Annotated in this window: 12 protein-coding genes; 3 read left to right on the top strand and 9 right to left on the bottom strand. The window is 72.0% G+C overall.

The genetic code is table 11. The features are described from left to right. Positions 1 to 41 precede the first annotated feature (41 nt). On the top strand, positions 42 to 473 hold the full coding sequence (locus tag O7622_RS18700) for a hypothetical protein (protein WP_282309447.1): 432 nt from the start codon (positions 42 to 44) through the stop codon (positions 471 to 473). Here O7622_RS18700 and O7622_RS18695 read toward each other — a convergent pair. Further along, positions 411 to 1406: a DMT family transporter gene (locus tag O7622_RS18695; RefSeq protein WP_282309446.1), complete on the bottom strand. Its 996-nt coding sequence runs from the start codon at positions 1404 to 1406 to the stop codon at positions 411 to 413. The genes O7622_RS18700 and O7622_RS18695 overlap by 63 nt on opposite strands. A gap of 40 nt (positions 1407 to 1446) precedes the next feature. On the opposite strand from O7622_RS18695, the gene O7622_RS18690 reads away from it, so the two are divergent. After that, positions 1447 to 2883 (top strand): PLP-dependent aminotransferase family protein, encoded by a 1437-nt coding sequence (locus O7622_RS18690; RefSeq protein WP_282309445.1) that lies wholly within the window; start codon positions 1447 to 1449, stop codon positions 2881 to 2883. A 71-nt stretch (positions 2884 to 2954) separates the two neighbouring features. Here O7622_RS18690 and O7622_RS18685 read toward each other — a convergent pair whose 3' ends face one another. The 7 genes from O7622_RS18685 to O7622_RS18655 all read right to left on the bottom strand — a co-directional run bounded on the left by O7622_RS18685 (position 2955) and on the right by O7622_RS18655 (position 16685). Continuing rightward, on the bottom strand, positions 2955 to 7241 hold the full coding sequence (locus O7622_RS18685; protein WP_282309444.1) for a discoidin domain-containing protein: 4287 nt from the start codon (positions 7239 to 7241) through the stop codon (positions 2955 to 2957). A 98-nt stretch (positions 7242 to 7339) separates the two neighbouring features. After that, positions 7340 to 10210, bottom strand: a complete 2871-nt coding sequence (locus O7622_RS18680; RefSeq protein WP_282309442.1) for a discoidin domain-containing protein — start codon at positions 10208 to 10210, stop codon at positions 7340 to 7342. Between the two features lie 149 nt (positions 10211 to 10359). After that, entirely contained in the window at positions 10360 to 11985 is a 1626-nt protein-coding gene (locus O7622_RS18675; protein WP_282314177.1) for a glycoside hydrolase family 13 protein, read from the bottom strand. Between the two features lie 107 nt (positions 11986 to 12092). Then, a complete protein-coding gene (locus O7622_RS18670; protein WP_282309441.1) occupies positions 12093 to 12980 on the bottom strand; it encodes a carbohydrate ABC transporter permease in 888 nt (295 codons plus the stop codon). A gap of 3 nt (positions 12981 to 12983) precedes the next feature. After that, the gene (locus O7622_RS18665; protein ID WP_282309439.1) at positions 12984 to 13943 is read right to left on the bottom strand and encodes a sugar ABC transporter permease; all 960 of its coding nucleotides are present in this window, start codon (positions 13941 to 13943) and stop codon (positions 12984 to 12986) included. Positions 13944 to 14002: 59 nt separating this feature from the next. Further along, a complete protein-coding gene (locus tag O7622_RS18660; protein ID WP_282309438.1) occupies positions 14003 to 15379 on the bottom strand; it encodes an extracellular solute-binding protein in 1377 nt (458 codons plus the stop codon). Between the two features lie 304 nt (positions 15380 to 15683). Further along, complete coding sequence (locus O7622_RS18655; protein WP_135239990.1) at positions 15684 to 16685, bottom strand: LacI family DNA-binding transcriptional regulator; 1002 nt, start codon at positions 16683 to 16685, stop codon at positions 15684 to 15686. 199 nt (positions 16686 to 16884) lie between these two features. On the opposite strand from O7622_RS18655, the gene O7622_RS18650 reads away from it, so the two are divergent. Continuing rightward, on the top strand, positions 16885 to 18885 hold the full coding sequence (locus O7622_RS18650) for a glycosyl hydrolase family 28-related protein (protein WP_282309437.1): 2001 nt from the start codon (positions 16885 to 16887) through the stop codon (positions 18883 to 18885). Positions 18886 to 18936: 51 nt separating this feature from the next. Here O7622_RS18650 and O7622_RS18645 read toward each other — a convergent pair whose 3' ends face one another. Continuing rightward, positions 18937 to 19746: a SigB/SigF/SigG family RNA polymerase sigma factor gene (locus O7622_RS18645; protein WP_282309436.1), complete on the bottom strand. Its 810-nt coding sequence runs from the start codon at positions 19744 to 19746 to the stop codon at positions 18937 to 18939. Between the last annotated feature and the right edge of the window lie 121 nt (positions 19747 to 19867).

Raw genomic sequence — 19867 nt, 5'->3', positions numbered from 1 at the left:
ACACCAGGGACGACTACTGGAACCCCGGCGGTGTCCGGGAGATGTGGAAGGACCTGCCGCAGGGCCGGCCCGAGGCGCAGGCCGCGTACCAGAGCGGCTACAACGGCGGCCGGGACCAGTTCGGGCGCACGGTGGGCAGCCCGGCCGGCATCGACCTCGCCGACGGCACGTTCTGGGACGGCCTGCTGCTCACCGACAACGCCTGGGTCGACGTCGCCTACCTCTGGACCGGCACCGGCACCCGGGGCCGGATCGGCAGCGGCCCGCTCAACATCCGGTCCGGCCCCGGCACGGGCAATCCCGTCGTCGGCCTGGCCGCCACCTACGCCGACGTGCCGATCGAGTGCGCGGTCACCGGCCAGTCGGTGAGCGGCCCGTACCGGACCACCAGCCAGTGGAACCGCCTCGCGTCAGGACACTTCGTCAGCCACGCGTACGTCTCCAGCGTGACCGGCACGATCGCGGCCTGTTGAGGACGGCTCGCCCGGGGTGCGCCGTCCTGCCGCGGCCGGCTCGCCCGGGGTGCGCGCCGGTGTGGCGCCGCCCCGGGTGCGCTGGATGAGCACGACGCAGGCGAGCACCGCGCCCGCCACCACCAGCGCGCCGGGCGTGACCGCCTCGCCGAGCAGCACCGCCGACCAGATCAGCGTGAGTACCGGCTGGACGAGCTGGATCTGGCCCACCTTGGCGATGCCGCCCCGGGCCAGCCCGGCGTACCAGGCGAAGAAGCCCAGGAACATCGACACCACTGTGAGATAGCCGAACCCGGTCCAGGCGGCGACGCCGCCCCGCGGCGGGTGGACGAGCGCGGCCACCACAGTGACCGGCACGGTGACCGGGAGCGACAGCAGCAACGCCCAGCAGATCGTCCGGGCGCCGCCGAGGTCGCGGGCGAGCCGGCCACCCTCGGCGTACCCGAGTCCGCAGAGCACCACGGCGGCGAGCAGGAACACGTCGGCGGCCGACAGCGCGCCGCTCACCGCGCCGCTCGCGGCGAGGAACGCGAGCACCAGCACCAGGCCGGCGGCACCGGCGATCCAGAACAGCGGCGGCGGCCGTTCGCCGGCGCGCAGTACCGCGAACACGGCGGTCATGGCGGGCAGCACGGTGACGACCACGGCGCCGTGCGCGGACGTCTGCGTGGTGAGCGCCAGCGAGGTGAACAGCGGGAAGCCGACCACGACGCCGAGCGCGACGATCGACAGCCGTCGCCACTGGTCCCGGGTGGGGCGCGGCGCACCGGTCAGCCGCAGGTAGGCCCACGCGAGCAGCGCCGCGCCGACGGCCCGTCCGAACGCGACGAACCAGGGGTCGAGCGTGTGCACCGCGACGCGCGTGGCCGGCAGCGACATGCTGAAGGCCAGTACGCCCAGCGCGCCGAGGGCGATCCCGGCGCCCGGTCTCACCGTTACCGTGGTCGGGGCAGTAGCGCTACTCTGTGCTGTCATGAATGATGGTAGCGCTATCGACCGTGTGGTCCGGCATCTGGGTGCGCTGGCGGCCGACGCCGCGCCCGGCACGCGGCTGCCGTCGGTGCGGGAGCTGACCACGCACCATCACGTCTCCCCCGTGACGGTCGCCGAGGCGACCCGGCGGCTCGTCGCGGATGGGCTGGTCGAGACACGTCCGGGCCGTGGCGCGTACGTGGCGGCCCGGCGCGCCGGCCCACCGCGGGCGGACCTGTCGTGGCAGACCGTCGCGCTCGGCTCGCGGCGGGGCGGCGAGGAGGAGATGCAGGCGCTGCTGGCGCTACCGCCGTCGGGCGCGATCCCGTTGACCGGCGGCTACCTGGACCCGGATCTCCAGCCGGCCGCCGCGCTCGGTGCGGCGCTCGCCCGCGCGGCCCGGCAGCCGGCCGCGTGGCAGCGCGGCCCGGTCGAGGGACGCGCCGACCTGCGCGCCTGGTTCGCCCGCGAGGCGGGTGGCGGCCTGCGCGCCGAGGACATGGTGATCTGCCCGGGCGGGCAGGCCGCGCTCTCCTCCACGCTGCGGGCGCTCACCGTCCCCGGCGACACGATCCTGGTCGAGTCCCCCACCTACCTGGGCGCGCTCGCCGCCGCGCGCGCCGCCGGGCTGCGCGTGGTGCCCGTCCCCGCCGACACCGACGGGGTACGCCCCGACCAGCTCGCCGCCGCGTTCGCCCGCACCGGCGCCCGCCTGTTCTACTGCCAGCCGCTGTACGCCAACCCGCACGGCGCGACGCTCTCCCCCGCACGGCGCGCCCAGGTCGCCGACGCGGTCCGCGAGGCCGGGGCGTTCCTGGTCGAGGACGACTACGCCCGCGACCTCGCCATCGACGGCGAGGCACCGCCACCCCTGGCTGCCGACGACCCGGACGGGCACGTCGTCTACCTGCGTTCACTCACCAAGTCCACAGCACCCGGCCTGCGGATCGCCGCGATCGGCGCGCGGGGACCGGCCAGGGCACGGCTGCGGGCCGCCCGGCTGCTCGACGACCTCTTCGTCGCCGGGCCGCTGCAACAGGCCGCCGTGGAGTTCCTCACCGCGCCGGCCTGGGACCGGCACCGCCGCACGCTGCGCGTACAACTGCGGGCCCGCCGGGAGGCGCTGCTCGCCGCGCTGGACCGGCACCTGCCGTCGCTGGCCCCGCGCGACGTCCCGCGCGGTGGCCTGCACCTGTGGGTACGGCTGCCCGACGGCACCGACGACGTAGCAGTGACCACTGCGGCCGCGGCAGCAGGGGTGACCGTCTTCCCCGGCCGCCCCTGGCACGCCGCCGAACCCCCCGCCCCGCACCTGCGCCTCACTTACGCCGCCGCCCCACCCGAGCAGATGGACGAGGCCATCCGCCGCCTGTCCACCACCCTCCCCCACCCCCACACCCGCGATCTTGCAGTTTGGCACCCCGCATACCAGGAGTAATCCGGCATCCAAGGGGCCGAACATGCAAGATCGCGAGGGCGGAGGGGGCGGGGGCGGGGGTTAGGGCGGGGTTAGTTGCGGGTGATGGTGAATGTACTTGTGGTGTTCTTGATGTCCTGGAAGTTGTCGGTCAGGCGGAGGTTGGTGAATGTGGCCGCGCCGACCGCGGGGCCCTGACCGGCCTCGGGCATCTCGTTGACCCAGATGCCGAAGCCGGACTTCGCGTCGAACGCGTCACCGCTGCGCCGCGCACCGGAGATCGACACGTTCGTCAGCACCGTGTCGGTGATCGGGTTCTCCGGCTGGCTGCCGTTGTACTTGGTCTGGAACATGATCCCCGAGTACGTCGGATCGACGATGTCCACGTCGGTCACCCGGATGCCCCGGAACTCCTTCGACGCCGAGAACAACCACATCGCCGGGAACGTCTGCGCGCCCCAGAAGTGCCCGCCGGAGCGGATCAGCGAGATGTTCTCGAACCGGGTGGGCGGGCTGGCGCCGAACCCGACGAACGGGTAGCCGAAGTCCAGCGAGCTGATCGTGATGCCCGAGTACGTGAGCTGGTCGGCGATGTAGAGGTTGCGGAACACGTTGTCGTACCCGCCGTACACGGCCAGCCCTGCCGCCCGCCAGGTGAGCGTGGCGGTGAGGTTCTCGAACACGTTGCCGTGGTTGCCGCCGGATGCGCCCTGGTCGGTGGCGGAGAACAGCGCGAACGCGTCGTCGCCGTTGGAGCGGCCCTCCGAGTTGGTGACCAGGTTGCCGGTGCTGCCGTTCGTCATGTTCACGGCGTCGGCGAAGGTGTTGCGGAACCGGCTGTCCCTGATGGTCAGCCCGTCCACGCTCACCCCCCAGTACGCGCAGACGGTGTGCTCCACCCAGACGCTGTCGAGTGTCAGGTCGTCCACGTCCTTCAGTTCGCCCCACACCTTGCCGGGACCGTCGATCCGGTTGGTGTAGTTGCCGAAGAACGCCAGGTGGGCGAACGTGGAGCCGCCGGCCGAGGACTCGACCCGGAAACCGGCGTCGGTGTTCTGCTGGTTGCGCGGCGTCTGGAACCGGGTGTACCACATGCCGGCGCCGACGACCTTCACCGCCTTGCCGTACACCTGGAACTTCTGCGCGGTCTCGTACGTGCCGGCGGGCAGGTAGACGCCGACCAGGGTGCCGGTGGTGTCCATCCGGACCGCGTCGAGCGCGTTCTGCACGTCGGCGTGGCTGAACCCGGCCGGCACCTTGTAGCGGGCCGGGTCGGGGTTGGCGCGCGGCGACACCAGTTCGGTGTCGACGAAGTCGATCGCGTAGGTGGTGCTGTTCGCCGGGTCCTTCTGGAGCCGGATCCGGCTGCCCGCCGGGATCGTGGAGTCGAGCAGCACGTTCGCCTCGTCGTACAGGTGCCGGGGCGCGCCGGCGCTCGGCGAGTCGCTCGGACCGGCCTCGGCGCCGTAGAGCCAGATGTGCTTGGAGGTGAGGCTCATCGGCTTGTGCAGCACGCCGTTGACGTAGACGTTGATGGTCGAGTCGATCCCGCCGCCGCCCGGTGCGTCCGGGATGGAGTAGCGGGCGACCAGGGCGTTGGCCGCCGAGCGGGTGGTCCACTCGACGTACGCCCCGGTGGTGTCGAGCGTGACCGCGCGGCGTCCGGACGCCTCCCCGGCGAGGTCGCCGATGGTGCGGTTCGGGCCGATCACCTGCGCGCCGCCGCCGGTCGTGCCGTCCTCGGCCTCGTACGCGTCGTACGGCAGGTTGGCGCCGCGGCCGACGAACAGCGACCGCTCGCTGGTGTTGTTCTGCCGCTTGACCGGCAGTTCGTTGGCGTCGTCGGCGAGCACCACCCGCACCGTGTACCGGCCGTTGGCGGCGGTCCAGGTGCCGAGCGACACCGGGCCGGCGGTGGCACCGGCGGCGATCGTGCCGCTGTACGAGCCGGTGAGCGTGCGGACCACGGCGCCGGACTGGTCGCGCACCGTCAGGGTGATGCCGTGCGCGCCGCTCGCCGACGCGATGGTGCCCTGGTTGCGCAGCGTCACCGCGAAGGAGACGGCTGCGCCGGCGCTCGGCGTGCCGGGCGACCAGGTGACAGCGGAGGCGATCAGGTCCGAGCTGGCGACCGGGCTCACAGTCAGCGGGGTCGGGCTGGTGTAGGAGTTGTTCGCCTCGTTCTGCTCGATCACCGTGTTCGACTCGTCGACCTTCGCGGTGAGCGGGTAGCTGCCGGCGTCGCGTACGCCGATGCTCGCCGAGACGGTGCTCGACGCGCCTGCGGCGAGCGCGCCGACGGCGGCGGTGCCGACCTTCGCCGTACCCAGGTAGAGGTTGACAGTGGTGGCGGCGGAGGCCGCGGTGCCGGCGTTGCGCACGGTGGCGGACAGCGTGATCGTGTCGGTCTCCACCGGCGCGGACGGCGACGCGGTGACGGCAGTGACGGTGAGGTCCGGGTTCGGTGCCGGAACGCCGATGACCTGGAGTTCGGCGACCTGCCCGTTGGAGGAGCCGGAGTTCGCGGTGAACTGGAGCCGGACGTCGGCGGCGGTCGCGGAGACCGGGACGGTCACCGTGTTGGCGCTGTTCGGGTTGAAGGAGTACGTCGCGGAGCCGACCAGGCTGGTGAACCCGGATGCGGATTGCTCCCGGCCGAGGACCTGGAACGTCTGGGTGCGCGCGCCCCACGCCGGGTCCGGGTTGAGCTTCACGACGACGGCGCTGATGCTCGCGTTGGCGCCGAGCGCGACGGTGAGCGTGCTCGGGTACGCGCCGGGCGCGCCCTCCCAGTACGTGGTGACGTCGTTGTCGACGGCGTTGGCGGCGGCGAACACGTGCACCATCGACGACGCGGTCGCGGGTTTGCCGGCCGCCAGGTTGGTGCCGCCGGTGCCGCTGCCGGTGCGGGTGACCGTGTTGCTGTTCGCCGACACGTTCCCGGCCGCGTCGCGGGCCCGCACGTGGTACGAGACGGTGGCGCTGGCCGGCTGGCTGTCGGTCCAGGTCAGAGTGGACCCGCTCACTGTGGTGCGCAGCGTGCCGTTGGCGTACACCTCGTAGCCGGTGACGCCCACGTTGTCTGTCGACGCGGTCCAGGTCAGCCGGATCTGCCCGCTGGCTGGCTGCGTGTAGGCCAGGTTGCCGGGCGCTGTGGGCGCGACCGTGTCCCCGGTGTTGCCGGTACGGGTCACCGTGTTGCTGTTCGCCGACACGTTCCCGGCCGCGTCCCGCGCTCGCACGTAGTAGGCGACTGTGGTCCCGGCGGGCTGGGTGTCGGTGTACGTCAGCGTGGACCCGCCGACGCTCGTGCGCAGCACACCGTTGGCGTACACGTCGTAACCGGTCACGCCGACGTTGTCGGTGGACGCGGTCCAGGTCAGCCGCACCTGGTCGGTGGCGGGCTCGGTGAACGCGAGGTTGCCGGGCGCGCTCGGCGCCTGGGTGTCGCCGGTGGCCGGGCCGTACACCTCCAGTTCGGCGAGCTGCCCGGCGGGCCAGGCGCTGTTGGCGGTGAACAGCAGCCGCACGTACCGGGTGGACGCGGTGGGCACTGTCACAGTCACCGTGTTGCCGCCGGCCGGGTCGAACGCGTACGGCGCGGACCCGACGAGCGTGCCGAACGTGGAGCCGTTCGTGCTGCCCTGCACGGTGAGCGTCTGGGTGCGCGCGCCCCAGCCGGAGGGCAGCCGCAGCACCAGCCGGTTGACGCTGGTGGCGGCGCCCAGGTCGGCCTGGATCCACTGCGGGAACGCGTTGTTCGGGCTCTCCCAGTAGGTGGCCGCGTTGCCGTCGTTGGCGTTACCCGCGCCGTACACGTCGGCGTGGCCGCTCTCGGTCATGGTCCGGCCGAGCGCCAGGTTGGTCGAGGAGGTGGCCGCGCCGTACACCTCCAGCTCGGCGAGCTGCCCGGCGGCCCAGCCTGTGTTCGCGGTGATCACGACCCGCAGGTAGCGCGCGTCGGTGGCGGTGAAGCCGAGCGTCACGGTGTTGCCGGCGGCCGGGCTGAACGAGCGGCCCGCCGCGGCGACGACTGTGGTGAAGCCGCTGCCGTCGGCGCTGGCCTGCACCGACAGCGTCTGGGTGCGCGCCTCCCAGGCGGCCGGGAGTTTGAGCACGACCTGGTCGACGGCGCGGCTGGTGCCGAGGTCGACCTGCGCCCACTGGGGCAGCGCGCCGCTGCTCTCCCAGTAGCTGCCCTGGTTGCCGTCGGTCAGGTTCGCCGCGACGTAGGGGCCGTTGACGCTGCTGGCGGTGGCGGTGCGCCCGGCGGCGAGGTTCGGGCCGCCGGCGGCGAGGGCCGGTGGGGCGGGGGCCGCGGTGACGACCAGGCCGACCGCGGCGAGCACCGCGACGATTCCGGTACGGAGTCTGGACATGGTGGACGGACACCTTCTTCCCGGGGGAGGTGGAGAGGCGTTCGGGGGTGGGGGTGCGGTGGCGCGGCGGGGACCGGGCCGGTCCCCGCCGCGCCGGGTCAGGAGGCGTACACCTCGAACTCGGACAGCTGGCCGGCCGGCCAGCCGGTGTTGCCGGTGAAGGTCAGCCGCACGAAGCGGCGGTCACCGGCGGGCAGCGCGATCGACACGCTGTTGCCGCCCGCCGGGTCGAACGTGTAGCCCGCCGCCGCCTTGAGCGTCGAGAACGACGAGCCGTCGGTGGAGCCGAGCACGGAAACGGTCTGGGTGCGGGTCTGCCAGGCCGCCGACGGGGGCAGCTTCAGCACCACCCGGGCGACCGGCCGGACACTGCCCAGGTCGACTGTCACCGACTGGGGGAAGGCGTTGTTGGCGCTCTCCCAGTAGGTGTTCGCGTTGCCGTCGACGGTGTTGGCGGCGCCGTACACGTCGGCGTGGCTGGTCTCCGCGACCGGCCGCCCCGCCGCCAGGTTCCCGGCCGGCGGCGCGGTGGTGGGTGGCGGAGTCGTGGTGGGCGGCGGTGTGGTGGTGCCGCCGCCGTACACCTCCAGTTCGGCGAGCTGACCCGCCGGCCAGCCGGTGTTGCCGGTGACTGTGACCCGGACGAACCGCCGGTCGCCGGACGGCAGCGCGATCGACACCGTGTTGCCGGCGGCCGGGTCGAACACGCGGCCCGCCGACGCGGCGAGCGTGCTGTACGAGGAGCCGTCGGTGGAGCCGAGCACCGACAGCGTCTGGGTACGCCGTTCCCAGCCGGACGGCAGCTTGAGCACCACCCGGTCGACGGTGCGGGACGCGCCGAGGTCGACGGTGAGCGACTGCGGGAACACGTTGTTGGCGCTCTCCCAGTAGCTGGCCGGGTTGCCGTCGACGGCGTTGCCGGCGGCGTACGTCTGGGTGGTGCTGGTGGCGGTGGCCGGCCGGCCCAGGGCCAGGTTGCCGCCGGCCGGCGGCGGCGTGGTCGGCGGCGCGGTGGTCGGCGGGACCGTCGTCGGCGCTGCCGTGGTCGGCGCCGGGCTGGTGGGTGGCGGGCTGGACGGGCCGTTGCCCCACTGCGGCTGCGGCCACGGCCCGCAGTACGGGGTGGGCGTGTACCAGCCGGAGTTGCCGGCGCCCTGAGTGATCTGGAAGCCGCTGCCGACGCAGTTGTGGATCGGGTTGGACTGCGCGATGCCGGTGGCGCGCACGTTGGTGAACCTGACCTGGCTGGGCGCCTGCACCTGGAGCGCGTACGTGCCCGCGCCGTCGATGCGCACGTTGTCGAACGAGATGCCGCTGGTCTGCCCCTCGATCCAGTGCAGCGCCGCGTACGAGCTGTCCAGGATGTCGGTGTCGGTGACGTTGATCGCGGCGCCCTGGATCGGCTCGTTGAGCGCGGAGAACCAGATCGCACCCACGCCGAACTGCCAGTTGTAGTCGGAGTTGCCGTTACGGATCAGCGTGTTGCGGGCGACCGTGATGGTTCCGGCCACGGCGGTCGGCCCGGTGACGCCCGGATAGCGGTTCGCGACGTGGATGCCGCCGCCGTTGGTGACCGAGTCGGCTGTGACGTTGTCGGCGATGGTGATGTTCCGCCCGCCGTAGGTGACCAGGTGGTTCGCCAGGATCGTGACGCCGATGGTGTTGCGGGTGAAGGAGTTGTCGACGTTCGGCACGCTCTGCGCCCACATGGCCAGCGCGTCGTCCCCGGTGTTGCGGACGAACGTGTTGGTGACTGTGGAGTTGGTGACGCCCCAGTGGAAGTTCACCCCGTCGGCGGTCTGGTCGAGGATCCGGCTGTTGCGGATCGTGAAGTTGTCCATCGGCCCGTCCATCCAGGCGCCGACCTTGGTGTGCTGCAACCACAGGTTATCCACCACCGAGTTGGTCATCGCCCCGCCGATGGCGTTGACCTGGTCCTCGTCGACGCGTTCCCGGATGTCGCCGATGATGGCGAAGTCCCGCAGCGTGACGTTGCGGCTGGGCCCGCCGGCCTCGTGCGGGCGGATCTCGCCGGAGTAGCCGCCGCCCGGCACGTACTTGCCGTAGATGCCGGCGGCGCGTTTGCGGTCGGTGGGGTGCCGGCCGCCGAGGACCGAGTACCAGGGGCCGGCGCCGCGCAGCGTCACGCCGTCGACCACCACGTGGTCCCAGAGCGTGAACGTGCCGGCCGGGATCCACACCGCCCGGCCCTGCGCCTTGCCGGCGTCCACGGCGGCCTGGAACTTCGCCGTCGAGTCGGTGGCGCCGGTCGGGTCGGCGCCGAAGTCGGTCACCACGTCCAGCACGCCGGACGGCTTGGTGATCTGCGCGCCGACCAGCTCGAAGTCGGCCAGGTCGATGGTGAACGTGGGCGACTGGGCGGTCGAGGAGACCTGGAGGCGGATCTTCGTGCCGGCCGGGTAGGTGGTGCCGAACATGGTCCGGGTCTCGTCGTAGAAGTGGTGCGGGTTGGTGTCGCCCGGGTTGTTGTTGAACGGGTAGCCGCCGTAGTACCAGCCGTACCGGGAGGTGACCGGCACCGCCTTGACCAGTGTGCCGTTGGCGCGCAGGTCGATGGTGGCGTCGCGGCCGGTGCCGGCGGCGTTGTCCGGCAGGCTGTACCGGAACGTGACCGCGTTCGCCGGGGCGGTGAGCGTGAACTCGACGTACTCGCCGACGGCGTCGAGCGTGACCGCCTCCCGGCCGGACGCCTCGGACGGCAGCGTGCCGTAGCGCCGGTCGGGGCCGATCTTCGTGCCGGTGTGGGCGGCCTGTTCGGCCTCCTGCTCCCGGAACGGCACCGTGGCGCCGCGTCCGGTGATGTCGAACGGGGACAGTCCGGCGGCGCGCGCCGGGGTGGCGGTCGTGGTGAGCGCCACGACGACGAGTGTCGAGGCGGCGAGCGCGGCGGCGGCGAAGGCGGCCACGCCGGTGCTGCGGTGGCGGTGCGGGGTGCGGTGCTCGGCCATGCGGGGTGTGCTCCCTTTCGTCGGTGGCCAGATCCCCCCGTGCGGCGTTGCCTCTCCTTCCTCCTCCCCAGGTGTGTCACGTGGTGGCGGCCGGAACGGGCCGCCGGTGGCGCGGCGCCGGCGGCGGGACGGGACCGCCGGCGCCGCGGTCAGGCCGATCGGGTACGCAGCCAGACCGCGGTGTCCGGTGGCAGCCGGTCGTCGTCGAGTGGGCCGCTGGCGAGCAGCAGCCGGTCGTGCGCGGGCAGCGGCACCGCTGTGCCGCCGAGGTTGACCAGGCAGGTGAAGCCGGGTTCGCGGGCGAACGCCAGCACCCCGTCCGGTGCGGGCAGCCAGGTCAGGGTGCCGTCGCCGAGCCCGGGTTCGGCGCGGCGCAGCGTCAGCGCGGCCCGGTACAGCTCCAGCATCGAGTGCGGGTCGCCGGTCTGGGCGCGGACCGTGCGGTCCTTCCAGTCGGCCGGTTGCGGCAGCCAGGGCGCGGCGGCCGCACCGTCGGGGCTGAACCCGAACGGCGGGGTGTCCCCCTGCCAGGGCAGCGGCACCCGGCAGCCGTCGCGGCCGGGGTCGACCCGCCCGGACCGCTCCCACATCGGGTCCTGCCGCAGCTCGTACGGGATGTCCTCGACCTCCCAGAGTCCCAGTTCCTCGCCCTGGTAGACGTAGGCGGCGCCGGGCAGCGCGAGGGACAGCAGCGCGGCGGCCCGGGCGCGACGGGTGCCCAGTTCCAGGTCCGTGGGGATGCCCTCGCGCTTGGCGGCGAAGCTGAACCGGGTGTCGGCGCGGCCGTACCGGGTGACGTGCCGGGTGACGTCGTGGTTGGACAGCACCCAGGTGGCCGGCGCACCGACCGGGGCGTGCGCGGCGAGCGTGCCGTCGATGCTCTCCCGCAGCGCCGTGGCGTCCCAGGCGCAGCCGAGGAAGTCGAAGTTGAACGCGGTGTGCAGCTCGTCCGGGCGCAGGTAGTTCGCGAACCGCTGCCGGTCGGGCAGCCACACCTCGCCGACCAGGGCCCGCCCGCCCGGGTACGAGTCGGCGATGCGCCGCCAGGCGCGGTAGACGTCGTGTACGCCGTCCTGGTCGCGGAACGGGTGTGGCCGGTCCGGGCCGACCTCGGGCAGCGTGCCGTCCTTGACGAGCAGCCCGGCCGAGTCGATGCGGATGCCGTCCACGCCCCTGTCGAACCAGAAGCGCAGGATGTCCTCGAACTCGGCGCGGACCCGGGGGTGGTCCCAGTTGAAGTCGGGTTGCTGCGGGGCGAACAGGTGCAGGTACCAGTCGCCGGGGGTGCCGTCCGGGTCGGTGGTGCGGGTCCAGGTGGGGCCGCCGAACTCGCCGGTCCAGTCGGTGGGCGGAAGGTCGCCGCCCGGTCCCCGGCCGGCGCGGAACCAGAACAGGTCCCGCTCGGGCGCGCCCGGTCCGCCGGCGAGCGCGGCCCGGAACCAGGGGTGCGCGTCGGAACAGTGGTTGGGCACCACGTCGACGACGCTGCGGATGCCGAGCGCGTGTGCCTCCGCGATCAGCGCCTCCACCTCGGCGAGGGTGCCGAAGACCGGGTCGATGTCGCGGTAGTCGGACACGTCGTAGCCGGCGTCGGCCATCGGCGACGGGTACCAGGGGCTGAACCAGATCGCGTCGACGCCGAGCGCGGCGAGGTGATCCAGGCGGGAGCGGATGCCGGCGACGTCGCCGATCCCGTCGCCGTCGCCGTCGGCGAAGCTGCGCGGATAGACCTGGTAGATCACCGCGGAGCGCCACCACGGGCTGTTGTCGGCCATGGACACGGGCACCTGCTTTCTGCGGGGTCGGTTCTGCGGCGGCGGGGGTGCGGCGGGCTTACGGCCTGCCGGCGGGCCTGCGCCCGGCGGCGGGCGGCGGCGCCCGGTCAGCCCTTGAGGCCGCCGGTGGTCAGGCCGGACATGATGTTGCGCTGGAAGATCAGGAACAGCACGACTGTGGGGATCGCGGCGATCACCGACGCGGCGACGACGACGTTCATCGGGGTGCCGCCGGCGAAGGCGTAGATGCCGACGCTGACGGTCCGCGTCTCCGGTGACGGCATGACCAGCTTCGGCCAGAGGAAGTCCTTCCAGACCGCCGTCACCGCGAAGATCGCCACGACGCCGAGGATCGGGCGGGACATCGGCAGGACGATGGACCAGAGCGTGCGCAGCGGGGTGGCGCCGTCCATCACGGCGGCGGCCATCAGGTCCTCCGGGATCGAGTCGAAGAACCGTTTCAGCAGGAAGATGTTGAACGCGTTCGCCACCAGCGGCAGCCAGATCGCGAACGGCGAGTCGAGCAGGTTGACGTGCACGATCGGCAGGTCGATGACCGTGACGTACTGCGGGACGATGAGCACCATCGCCGGGATCATCAGCGTCGCCAGCATCATGCCGAGGATCAGCGTGCCCAGCACCGGGCGCAGCTTCGACAGCGCGTACGCCGCCGCGGTGTCGAAGACGAGCTGGAACACCACCGCGCCGGTGGCGTAGTAGAACGTGTTGAACAGCAGCTTCGCCAGGTCCAGGTTGGTCCAGGCGTCGACGTAGTTGCCCGGCTGCGGGTCGCGCGGGAACAGCGACGGCGGTGTCTGCGCGATCTCCTGGCCGGACTTCAGCGCTCCGGTGACCATCCAGTACAGCGGGCCGAGGAACACCAGCGTGAACCCGGCCACGACCACGGTGAGCACGACCCAGTAGAGGACGCGGCCGCGACCGCGGCGCAGCTGGGCGTGGGAGATGAGGGTCCGGGTGGTGGTGTCGGCGGCCATGTCCTAGTCCTGTCTCGCGGTCAGTCGCAGGTAGACGGCGGAGAACCCGGCCAGCACCACCAGCATGATCACGCCGAGCGCGGCCGCGCCGTTGAGGTCGTTCTGGAAGAACCCGTGCTGGTAGATCAGGTACGCCACGGAGGTCGCCGAGTCCTGCGTACCGGCGCCGTTGGCGAGGATCAGCGGTTCGATGAAAAGCTGCATGGTGGCGACGATCTGGAGCATCGCCAGCAGCGCGAGGATCAGCCGGGTCTGCGGGACTGTCACGTGCAGGATGCGCCGCCACACCCCGGCGCCGTCGATCTCGGCGGCCTCGTACAGCTCGCCGGGGATGTTCTGCAACGCGGCCAGGTAGATCAGCACGGCACCGCCCATGTTCATCCAGGTCGACGCGATCACCATCGCCGGCATCGTCATCGTGGACGACTGCATCCACTCCGACGTGGGCAGTCCCAGCGCGGTGAGGATCGCGTTGAACAGCCCCGCCTCGCTCGGGTCGTACGCGTAGAACTTGAACAGGAACAGCGCGGACGCCGGCGGCAGCATCACCGGCAGGTAGACGAGCACCCGCAGGTAGCCCTTGGCGTGGCGCAGCTCGTTGAGCAGGATCGCCACGAAGAACGGCACCAGGTAACCGAGCACGAGCGCCAGGCCGGTGAAGACGAACGTGTTCTTCCAGGCGGTCCAGAAGCTCGGATCGGCGATGATCCGGCTGTAGTTGTCCCAGCCCACCCAGGTGGTCTCGCCCCGGCGGGTGCGCTGGAAGCTCATCACGACGCCGCGGACCATCGGGTACCAAGAGAAGACGGCGAAGCACACGACGGCGCCGATGAGGAACGTGTGCCCGGTGAGGTTGTCCCGGACCTTGCGGCCGAGGCCGGCGCGGCGTCCGGCGGTACGCGACGGCGTCGGCGCGGCGGGACCGGGACGGCGGGTGGCGCCGGGGGCGGTGGTGAGCGCCAAGGCGACTCCTGCGGTGCTCGGGGAGGTGGGGCCGGTGCGCGGCCCCACCTCCGGTCGGGTCAGCTCTGCGCGGCCAGCAGCTGGTTGACCTTGTCCTCGGCGGTCTTGAGCAGCGCGTCGATGTTCGCGTTCGGGTTGGTCAGCACCCCGGACATCGCGGCGTCGAGCACCGCGTAGACGGCCTGGGCGTTACGCGGCTCCCCCTTGATCGGCACCGGGTTGGCCTCGAAGACCGCGAAGTTCGTGGTGTCCACGTTCGCGTTGGCCTTGCGCAGCTCCAGTTCCTGCTTCTGCGCGTCGCTGCCGTTCGAGAAGAGCAGCGGCTGCGGCAGGCCGACCGGGTAGTTCTGCGGCTTGGCGCGCACGTAGTCGAACTGGCCCTTGCCAGGGGTGAGCTTCTGGTAGGCGAGCCACTTCAGACCGGCCTTGACCTGCTCCGGGCTCAGGCCCTTCTTGAAGAAGTAGCCCTCGCCGCCGCCGAGCGTGGCCTTGGCCGGGCCGTCCTGGCCGGGCAGCGGGCCCATCGCCCAGTCCTGGTACTTGCCCTGGAACTGGCTGACGATCGCCTGGGTCGCGTCCGGCGCGCCGATGAACATGCCGACCTTGCCGGCGCCGGCGTTGGTGAGCAGGTCACCCCACTGGAGGAGCTGCCGGCTGCCCATGCTGTTGTCGCCGTACCGCATGTCCTTGAGGTTCTGCAGGACCTGCTTGCCCATCGCGTTGTTGAAGTCGGCCTTCTTGCCGTCGGCGCTGAGCACCTGGCCGCCCTGGGAGTAGAGCAGGGAGGTGAAGTGCCAGCCGCCGGTGTTGCCGGCGCTGTACTCGGCGTACCCGGCGACGCCGTCGCCGAGCGCGGAGATCTTCTTGGCCGCGGCCCGCACCTCGGGCCAGGTCTTCGGCGGGTTGTTCACGTCGAGCCCGGCCCGCTGGAACAGCGCCTTGTTGTAGATCAGGCCCATCGAGTAGTTCTTCACCGGTACCGCGTAGAGCTTGCCGCCGTCGGTGAAGACCTCCTTGAGCGCCGGGTCGACGCTGTCCCAGGTGGGGATGGTGTCCTTGGTGGCGTACTGGCCGATGTCCATCGCCTGGCCGGAGTCCAGCACCTGCTGGAGGTCGGTCATGTAGCCGTAGAACACGTCGGTGACTGTGCCGCCGGCGAGGCGGGCGGTGAAGTCCGGCGGGTTGTTGCACTGCTCGCCGACGCTGACGCTCTTGACGACGATGTCCGGGTTCTGCCGCTGGAACTCGGCGACGTCGTCGTTCCAGTTCTTCAGCAGCTCCTTCTGCGCGCCGACCGGCTGGCAGTCGACGGTGATGGTGACCTTGCCGCCGGCGTCGCTGCTGTCGTCGCTCTTGGTGGAGCACGCCGCAAGGCTGAGCCCGAGGCCGGCCGCGAGCGCGAGCGCCGCGACCTTCCGATACTGCGGTACGGACATCTGTCCATCCCTTCGGGAACGGGTGTATCCATGGCCTTCACTGATGTGCGGTGACCGCGCGGCTGCCTCCGGTGGGGGAACGGCAACCGGCGCGCGCCCTGCCTCCGGAAACCGCGCCCCGGGTCAGGTGTGAGTGGAGTCACTGTAACGACGCGATGCGAGGTCAGCAAGATGCGGACTCAGGAATGCAAGAACTCGACTTTCGCGCAAGAGGATGCGCGGGTTCACCCGGCTGCGGGCATGAGGCGTCCACCCGGGACCGGGGAGGGACGCGCGAGAGGGAGGCGGGTGGAACCGCCCGGGGTCAGCGGCGAGGGGCGGGGGCGGTGGAGCCGCGTACCACCAGTTCGGGCTCGAACAGCAGCTCGTCGTGCAGCACACCGGCACCCTCGATCTGGGTCACCAGCAGGTCCACGGCCGCCTGGCCCATCGTCTCGATCGGCTGTCGCACAGTGGTCAGCGGCGGATCGGTGCAGGTCATGAACGCCGAGTCGTCGAAGCCGACCACCGAGACGTCGGCCGGTACGGCGCAGCCCAGGCGGCGGGCGGCCCGGATGGTGCCCAGGGCCAGCACGTCGCTGGCGCAGACGATCCCGGTGGCGCCGCGCTCGATCAGCTTCGTGGCCGCGACCCGCGCGCCCTCCATGGAGAAGCTGGACCGCTCCACCAGGGACCGGTCCTCACCCCAGCCGGCGGCCCGGATCATGGCGTCGAGCTTGCGGCGTGAGGGCACGTGGTCGGCCGGGCCGAGCACCATGCCGATCCGCTCGTGGCCGAGGGAGCGCAGGTGCCCGTACGCCTGCTCGACGGCGACCGCGTCGTCGGTGGACACCCGCGGGAAGCCCAGCTCCTCGACGCCGGCGTTGACGAGCACCACGGGCAGGCCGCGGTCGGTCAGGCGCCGGTAGTGCTCGTGCGAGGCGTCGGCCAGGGCGTACGAGCCGCCGGCGAAGATGACGCCGCTGACCTGGTGGTCCAGCAGCATCTCCACGTACCCGGACTCCGGCACGCCGCCGATGGTGCGGGCACACAGCGCCGGGGTGAACCCGCGCTGGGCGAGGGAGCCGGTGACCACCTCGGCCAGCGCCGGGAAGATCGGGTTCTGCAGCTCCGGCAGCACCAGGCCGACCAGGCGGGCGCGCTCGCCGCGCAGCTTCGTCGGGCGCTCGTAGCCGAGCACGTCGAGGGCGGTCAGCACGGCGGTCCGGGTCGCCTCGGACACGCCGCCGCGGCCGTTGAGCACCCGGCTCACTGTCGCCTCGCTGACGCCCGCCTTGCGGGCCACCTCGGTCAGGCGCTTCGTCACGGCGGCAATCGTACGTCGAATTCTTGCAAGAAATGAACAGCCCGAGCGGTCAGTTCTTGCCACGATCGGTGGCAGTCGGTCCGAAAGATGCGAGCAGATTGATGCTTGAAAGACAACAGAGCACCGGAATAACATGAGGAACCTTGTCGATGGCCTGCGCCGCCGAGGCCACCCGTCCCCCGAGAAAGTGGGTGCTCCGATGTCGCGGAGCGTGCCGAGGATCCTCACGGCGCTGGTCGTCGCCACCGCCCTGCTCGTACCGCCCGGCGCCGCCACGGCGGGCCCGCCGCGCGGACCGGCTCCCGTGGTGACCCGCGCCGGGCTCGACCCCGCGCTCGTGGCCGGTCGCGGCGCGACGGTGGACTACGTCGAGCAGGAGGCGGAGAACGGCCGGACCACCGGCGCCGTGATCGGACCGGACCGGTCGGCGTACACACTCGCCGGTGAGGCGTCCGGCCGCCGGGCCGTACGCCTGCTTCCCGGTCAGTACGTCGAACTCACGCTCCCCCGGCCCACGAACGCGCTGACCGTGCGCTACAGCATCCCGGACGCGCCGGGTGGCGGCGGGATCACCGCGCCGCTGCGGGTGTCCGTCGGGCACGCGCCCGCTCGCACCATGACGCTGACCTCGCAGTACGCCTGGCTCTACAACCAGTACCCGTTCACCAACGACCCCGGCGCCGACCTGCTGCACCCGGACTGGTGGATCACCGAGTGCTCCTGCGTCCCGGCGGCCACCACGCCCGCGCCGGTGATCAGCAAGCCGTTCCGGCCGCACCACTTCTACGACGAGCAGCGGATGCTGCTCGGCCGGACCCACCGGGCCGGCGAGGTGGTCCGGCTGACCGCGCCGCGCGGCACCGCCGCCGCGTGGACCGTGATCGACCTGGTGGACGCGCACCTGGTCGCGCCGCCCCGCGTGGTCCCCCGCGCGGTGAACGCGCTGTCCTTCGGCGCCGACCCGACCGGCCGCCGGGAGTCCGCCGACGCGTTCGACCGCGCGATCGCGTACGCCCGCCGGGCGGACCGCCCGCTCTACCTGCCGCCCGGCACCTACCAGGTCAACCGGCACATAGTCGTCGACGACGTGACGATCGCCGGAGCCGGCAGCTGGTACACGATCGTGCGGGGACGCGAGGTCGAGCTGGACACACCCGCCCCCGACGGCTCCCGCCACACGGGCGTCGGCTTCTACGGCCGCGACGCCGCGGACGGCGGCAGCAGCGACGTGCACCTGTCCGGCTTCGCCGTCGAGGGCGACGTACGGGAGCGGATCGACACCGACCAGGTCAACGCCGTCGGCGGGGCGCTCAGCCACAGCACGATCGACGGCCTCTACCTGCACCACACGAAGGTCGGCATGTGGTTCGACGGGCCGATGACCGGCCTGCGGGTCACCGACACGGTGATCGCCGACCAGATCGCCGACGGGCTGAACTTCCACACCGGCGTCACCCACTCGTCGGTGACGAACTCGGTGGTCCGCAACAGCGGCGACGACGCGCTGGCGATGTGGTCGGAGGGCACTGCGAACGCGTCGAACACGTTCGCGTACAACACCGTGCAGTCACCGGTGCTCGCCAACGGCATCGCGCTGTACGGCGGCGCCGACCTGACCGTCGCGCACAACCTGATCGCCGACCCGGTACGCGAGGGCAGCGCGATCCAGGTGGGCTCCCGGTTCGGGGCCGAGCCGTTCACCGGCCGGCTGCGGATCACCGGCAACACCACTGTGCGGGCCGGCACGTACGACCTGAACTGGAACATCGGCCTCGGTGCGATCTGGTTCTACGCGCTGGACCGCAGTATCGACGCCGCCGACATCCAGGTGACCGGCGACGCGTACCTGGACAGCACCTACAACGCGATCATGCTGGTCAGCGACTGGCCGGTGAAGGACAGCGTCCGCATCGACAACGTCCGCTTCCGGGACATCCGGGTCGACGGCGCCGGGACGTCGGTGGTCAGCGCGCGTACGGCGGGCGGGGCGAGCTTCGCGAACGTCGACGCCCGCAACGTGGGCGCGGTGGGCGTGAACAACTGCGGGTCGTTCCACTTCACCCCGGCCGGGTCGGAGTTCGGCCTGACCGACCTCGGCGGCAACGACGGCGGCTGGCTGGCTCCGTGGCTGCTGCCGAACACCGTCACCTGTGACGACCGGCCGCCCGTGGTGCCGCCGCCCCCGCCCGCCCGCTGGTGACACGACGCGACCCCCGCCGGACGGGCCGGCGGGGGTCGCGGTACGGCCGGCTCAGGCCTCGGTGAGCTGGCCGCGCAGCTTGGTCAGGGCGCGGGCGAGCAGCCGGGACACGTGCATCTGGGAGACGCCGACCCGGGCGGCGATCTCGCTCTGGGTCAGGTTGCCGTAGAAGCGCAGCGTGAGGATCTTCTGCTCCCGCTCGTCGAGCGTGGCGAGCGCCGGGCCCAGCGAGGCGCGCAGGTCGGCCAGCTCGTACTCGTTGTCCTCGGTGCCGAGCGTGTCGCCCAGCTCGGTGGCGCTGTCGCCGTCGCCGATCGGGGTGGACAGCGAGACCGCGTTGTACGCGCGGGCGCCCTCCAGGCCCTCCAGCACCTCTTCCTCGGTGACGTCGAGGTGGGCGGCGATGTCGGCGACGGTCGGGGCCCGGTTGAGCGTCTGGGTCAGCGTGCTGTTGGCCTCGGAGATGCGCAGCCGCAGCTCCTGGAGGCGCCGCGGAACCCGGATGTTCCAGGTGCGGTCGCGGAAGTGCCGCTTGATCTCGCCGAGGATGGTCGGGATGGCGAAGCCGGCGAAGTCGACACCGCGCGAGGCGTCGAACCGGTCGACTGCCTTGATCAGGCCGAGCGCCGCGGTCTGGGCCAGGTCGCCGGCCGGCTCACCGCGACCGCTGTAGCGGGCGGCCAGGTGGTTCGCCAGCGGCAGCCACGCCTCGATGACCTGGTTACGCAGGGCGGCCCGCTGCGGGTGGTCGGCCGGCAGTGCGGCGAGCGCCGCGATCAGCTCGCTGGCGCGGGTCTCCTCGCCCGCCTGCGGCGCGCGGTGCACCTCGGTGGCGGTCGATCCCATGGTCATCGTGGTCATGCTGCCCTTCCTGTCCTCAGAGAACGGGTGGCCTCCCACACCGGTCGTGCCAGCCACACTAGACCAAAGGCCACCACCAAATCAACCGAACGGACGATGGAGATTGTGCCTCATATCCGGA

This window comes from Micromonospora sp. WMMD1076 (genome assembly GCF_029581475.1).
Taxonomy (GTDB): Bacteria; Actinomycetota; Actinomycetes; order Mycobacteriales; family Micromonosporaceae; genus Micromonospora; species Micromonospora aurantiaca.
The sequence above is the reverse complement of the archived record's forward strand: the minus strand, read 5'-3'. Positions and strand labels throughout refer to the sequence as shown.

Bases quoted from the DNA above. Each gene is read 5' to 3' on its own strand.
- O7622_RS18680 (WP_282309442.1), bottom strand. From the start codon at position 10,210: ATGGCCGAGCACCGCACCCCGCACCGCCACCGCAGCACCGGCGTGGCC.
- O7622_RS18685 (WP_282309444.1), bottom strand. From the start codon at position 7,241: ATGTCCAGACTCCGTACCGGAATCGTCGCGGTGCTCGCCGCGGTCGGC.
- O7622_RS18690 (WP_282309445.1), top strand. From the start codon at position 1,447: ATGAATGATGGTAGCGCTATCGACCGTGTGGTCCGGCATCTGGGTGCG.
- O7622_RS18670 (WP_282309441.1), bottom strand. From the start codon at position 12,980: ATGGCCGCCGACACCACCACCCGGACCCTCATCTCCCACGCCCAGCTG.
- O7622_RS18650 (WP_282309437.1), top strand. From the start codon at position 16,885: ATGTCGCGGAGCGTGCCGAGGATCCTCACGGCGCTGGTCGTCGCCACC.
- O7622_RS18660 (WP_282309438.1), bottom strand. From the start codon at position 15,379: ATGTCCGTACCGCAGTATCGGAAGGTCGCGGCGCTCGCGCTCGCGGCC.
- O7622_RS18645 (WP_282309436.1), bottom strand. From the start codon at position 19,746: ATGACCACGATGACCATGGGATCGACCGCCACCGAGGTGCACCGCGCG.
- O7622_RS18700 (WP_282309447.1), top strand. From the start codon at position 42: ATGTGGAAGGACCTGCCGCAGGGCCGGCCCGAGGCGCAGGCCGCGTAC.
- O7622_RS18675 (WP_282314177.1), bottom strand. From the start codon at position 11,985: ATGGCCGACAACAGCCCGTGGTGGCGCTCCGCGGTGATCTACCAGGTC.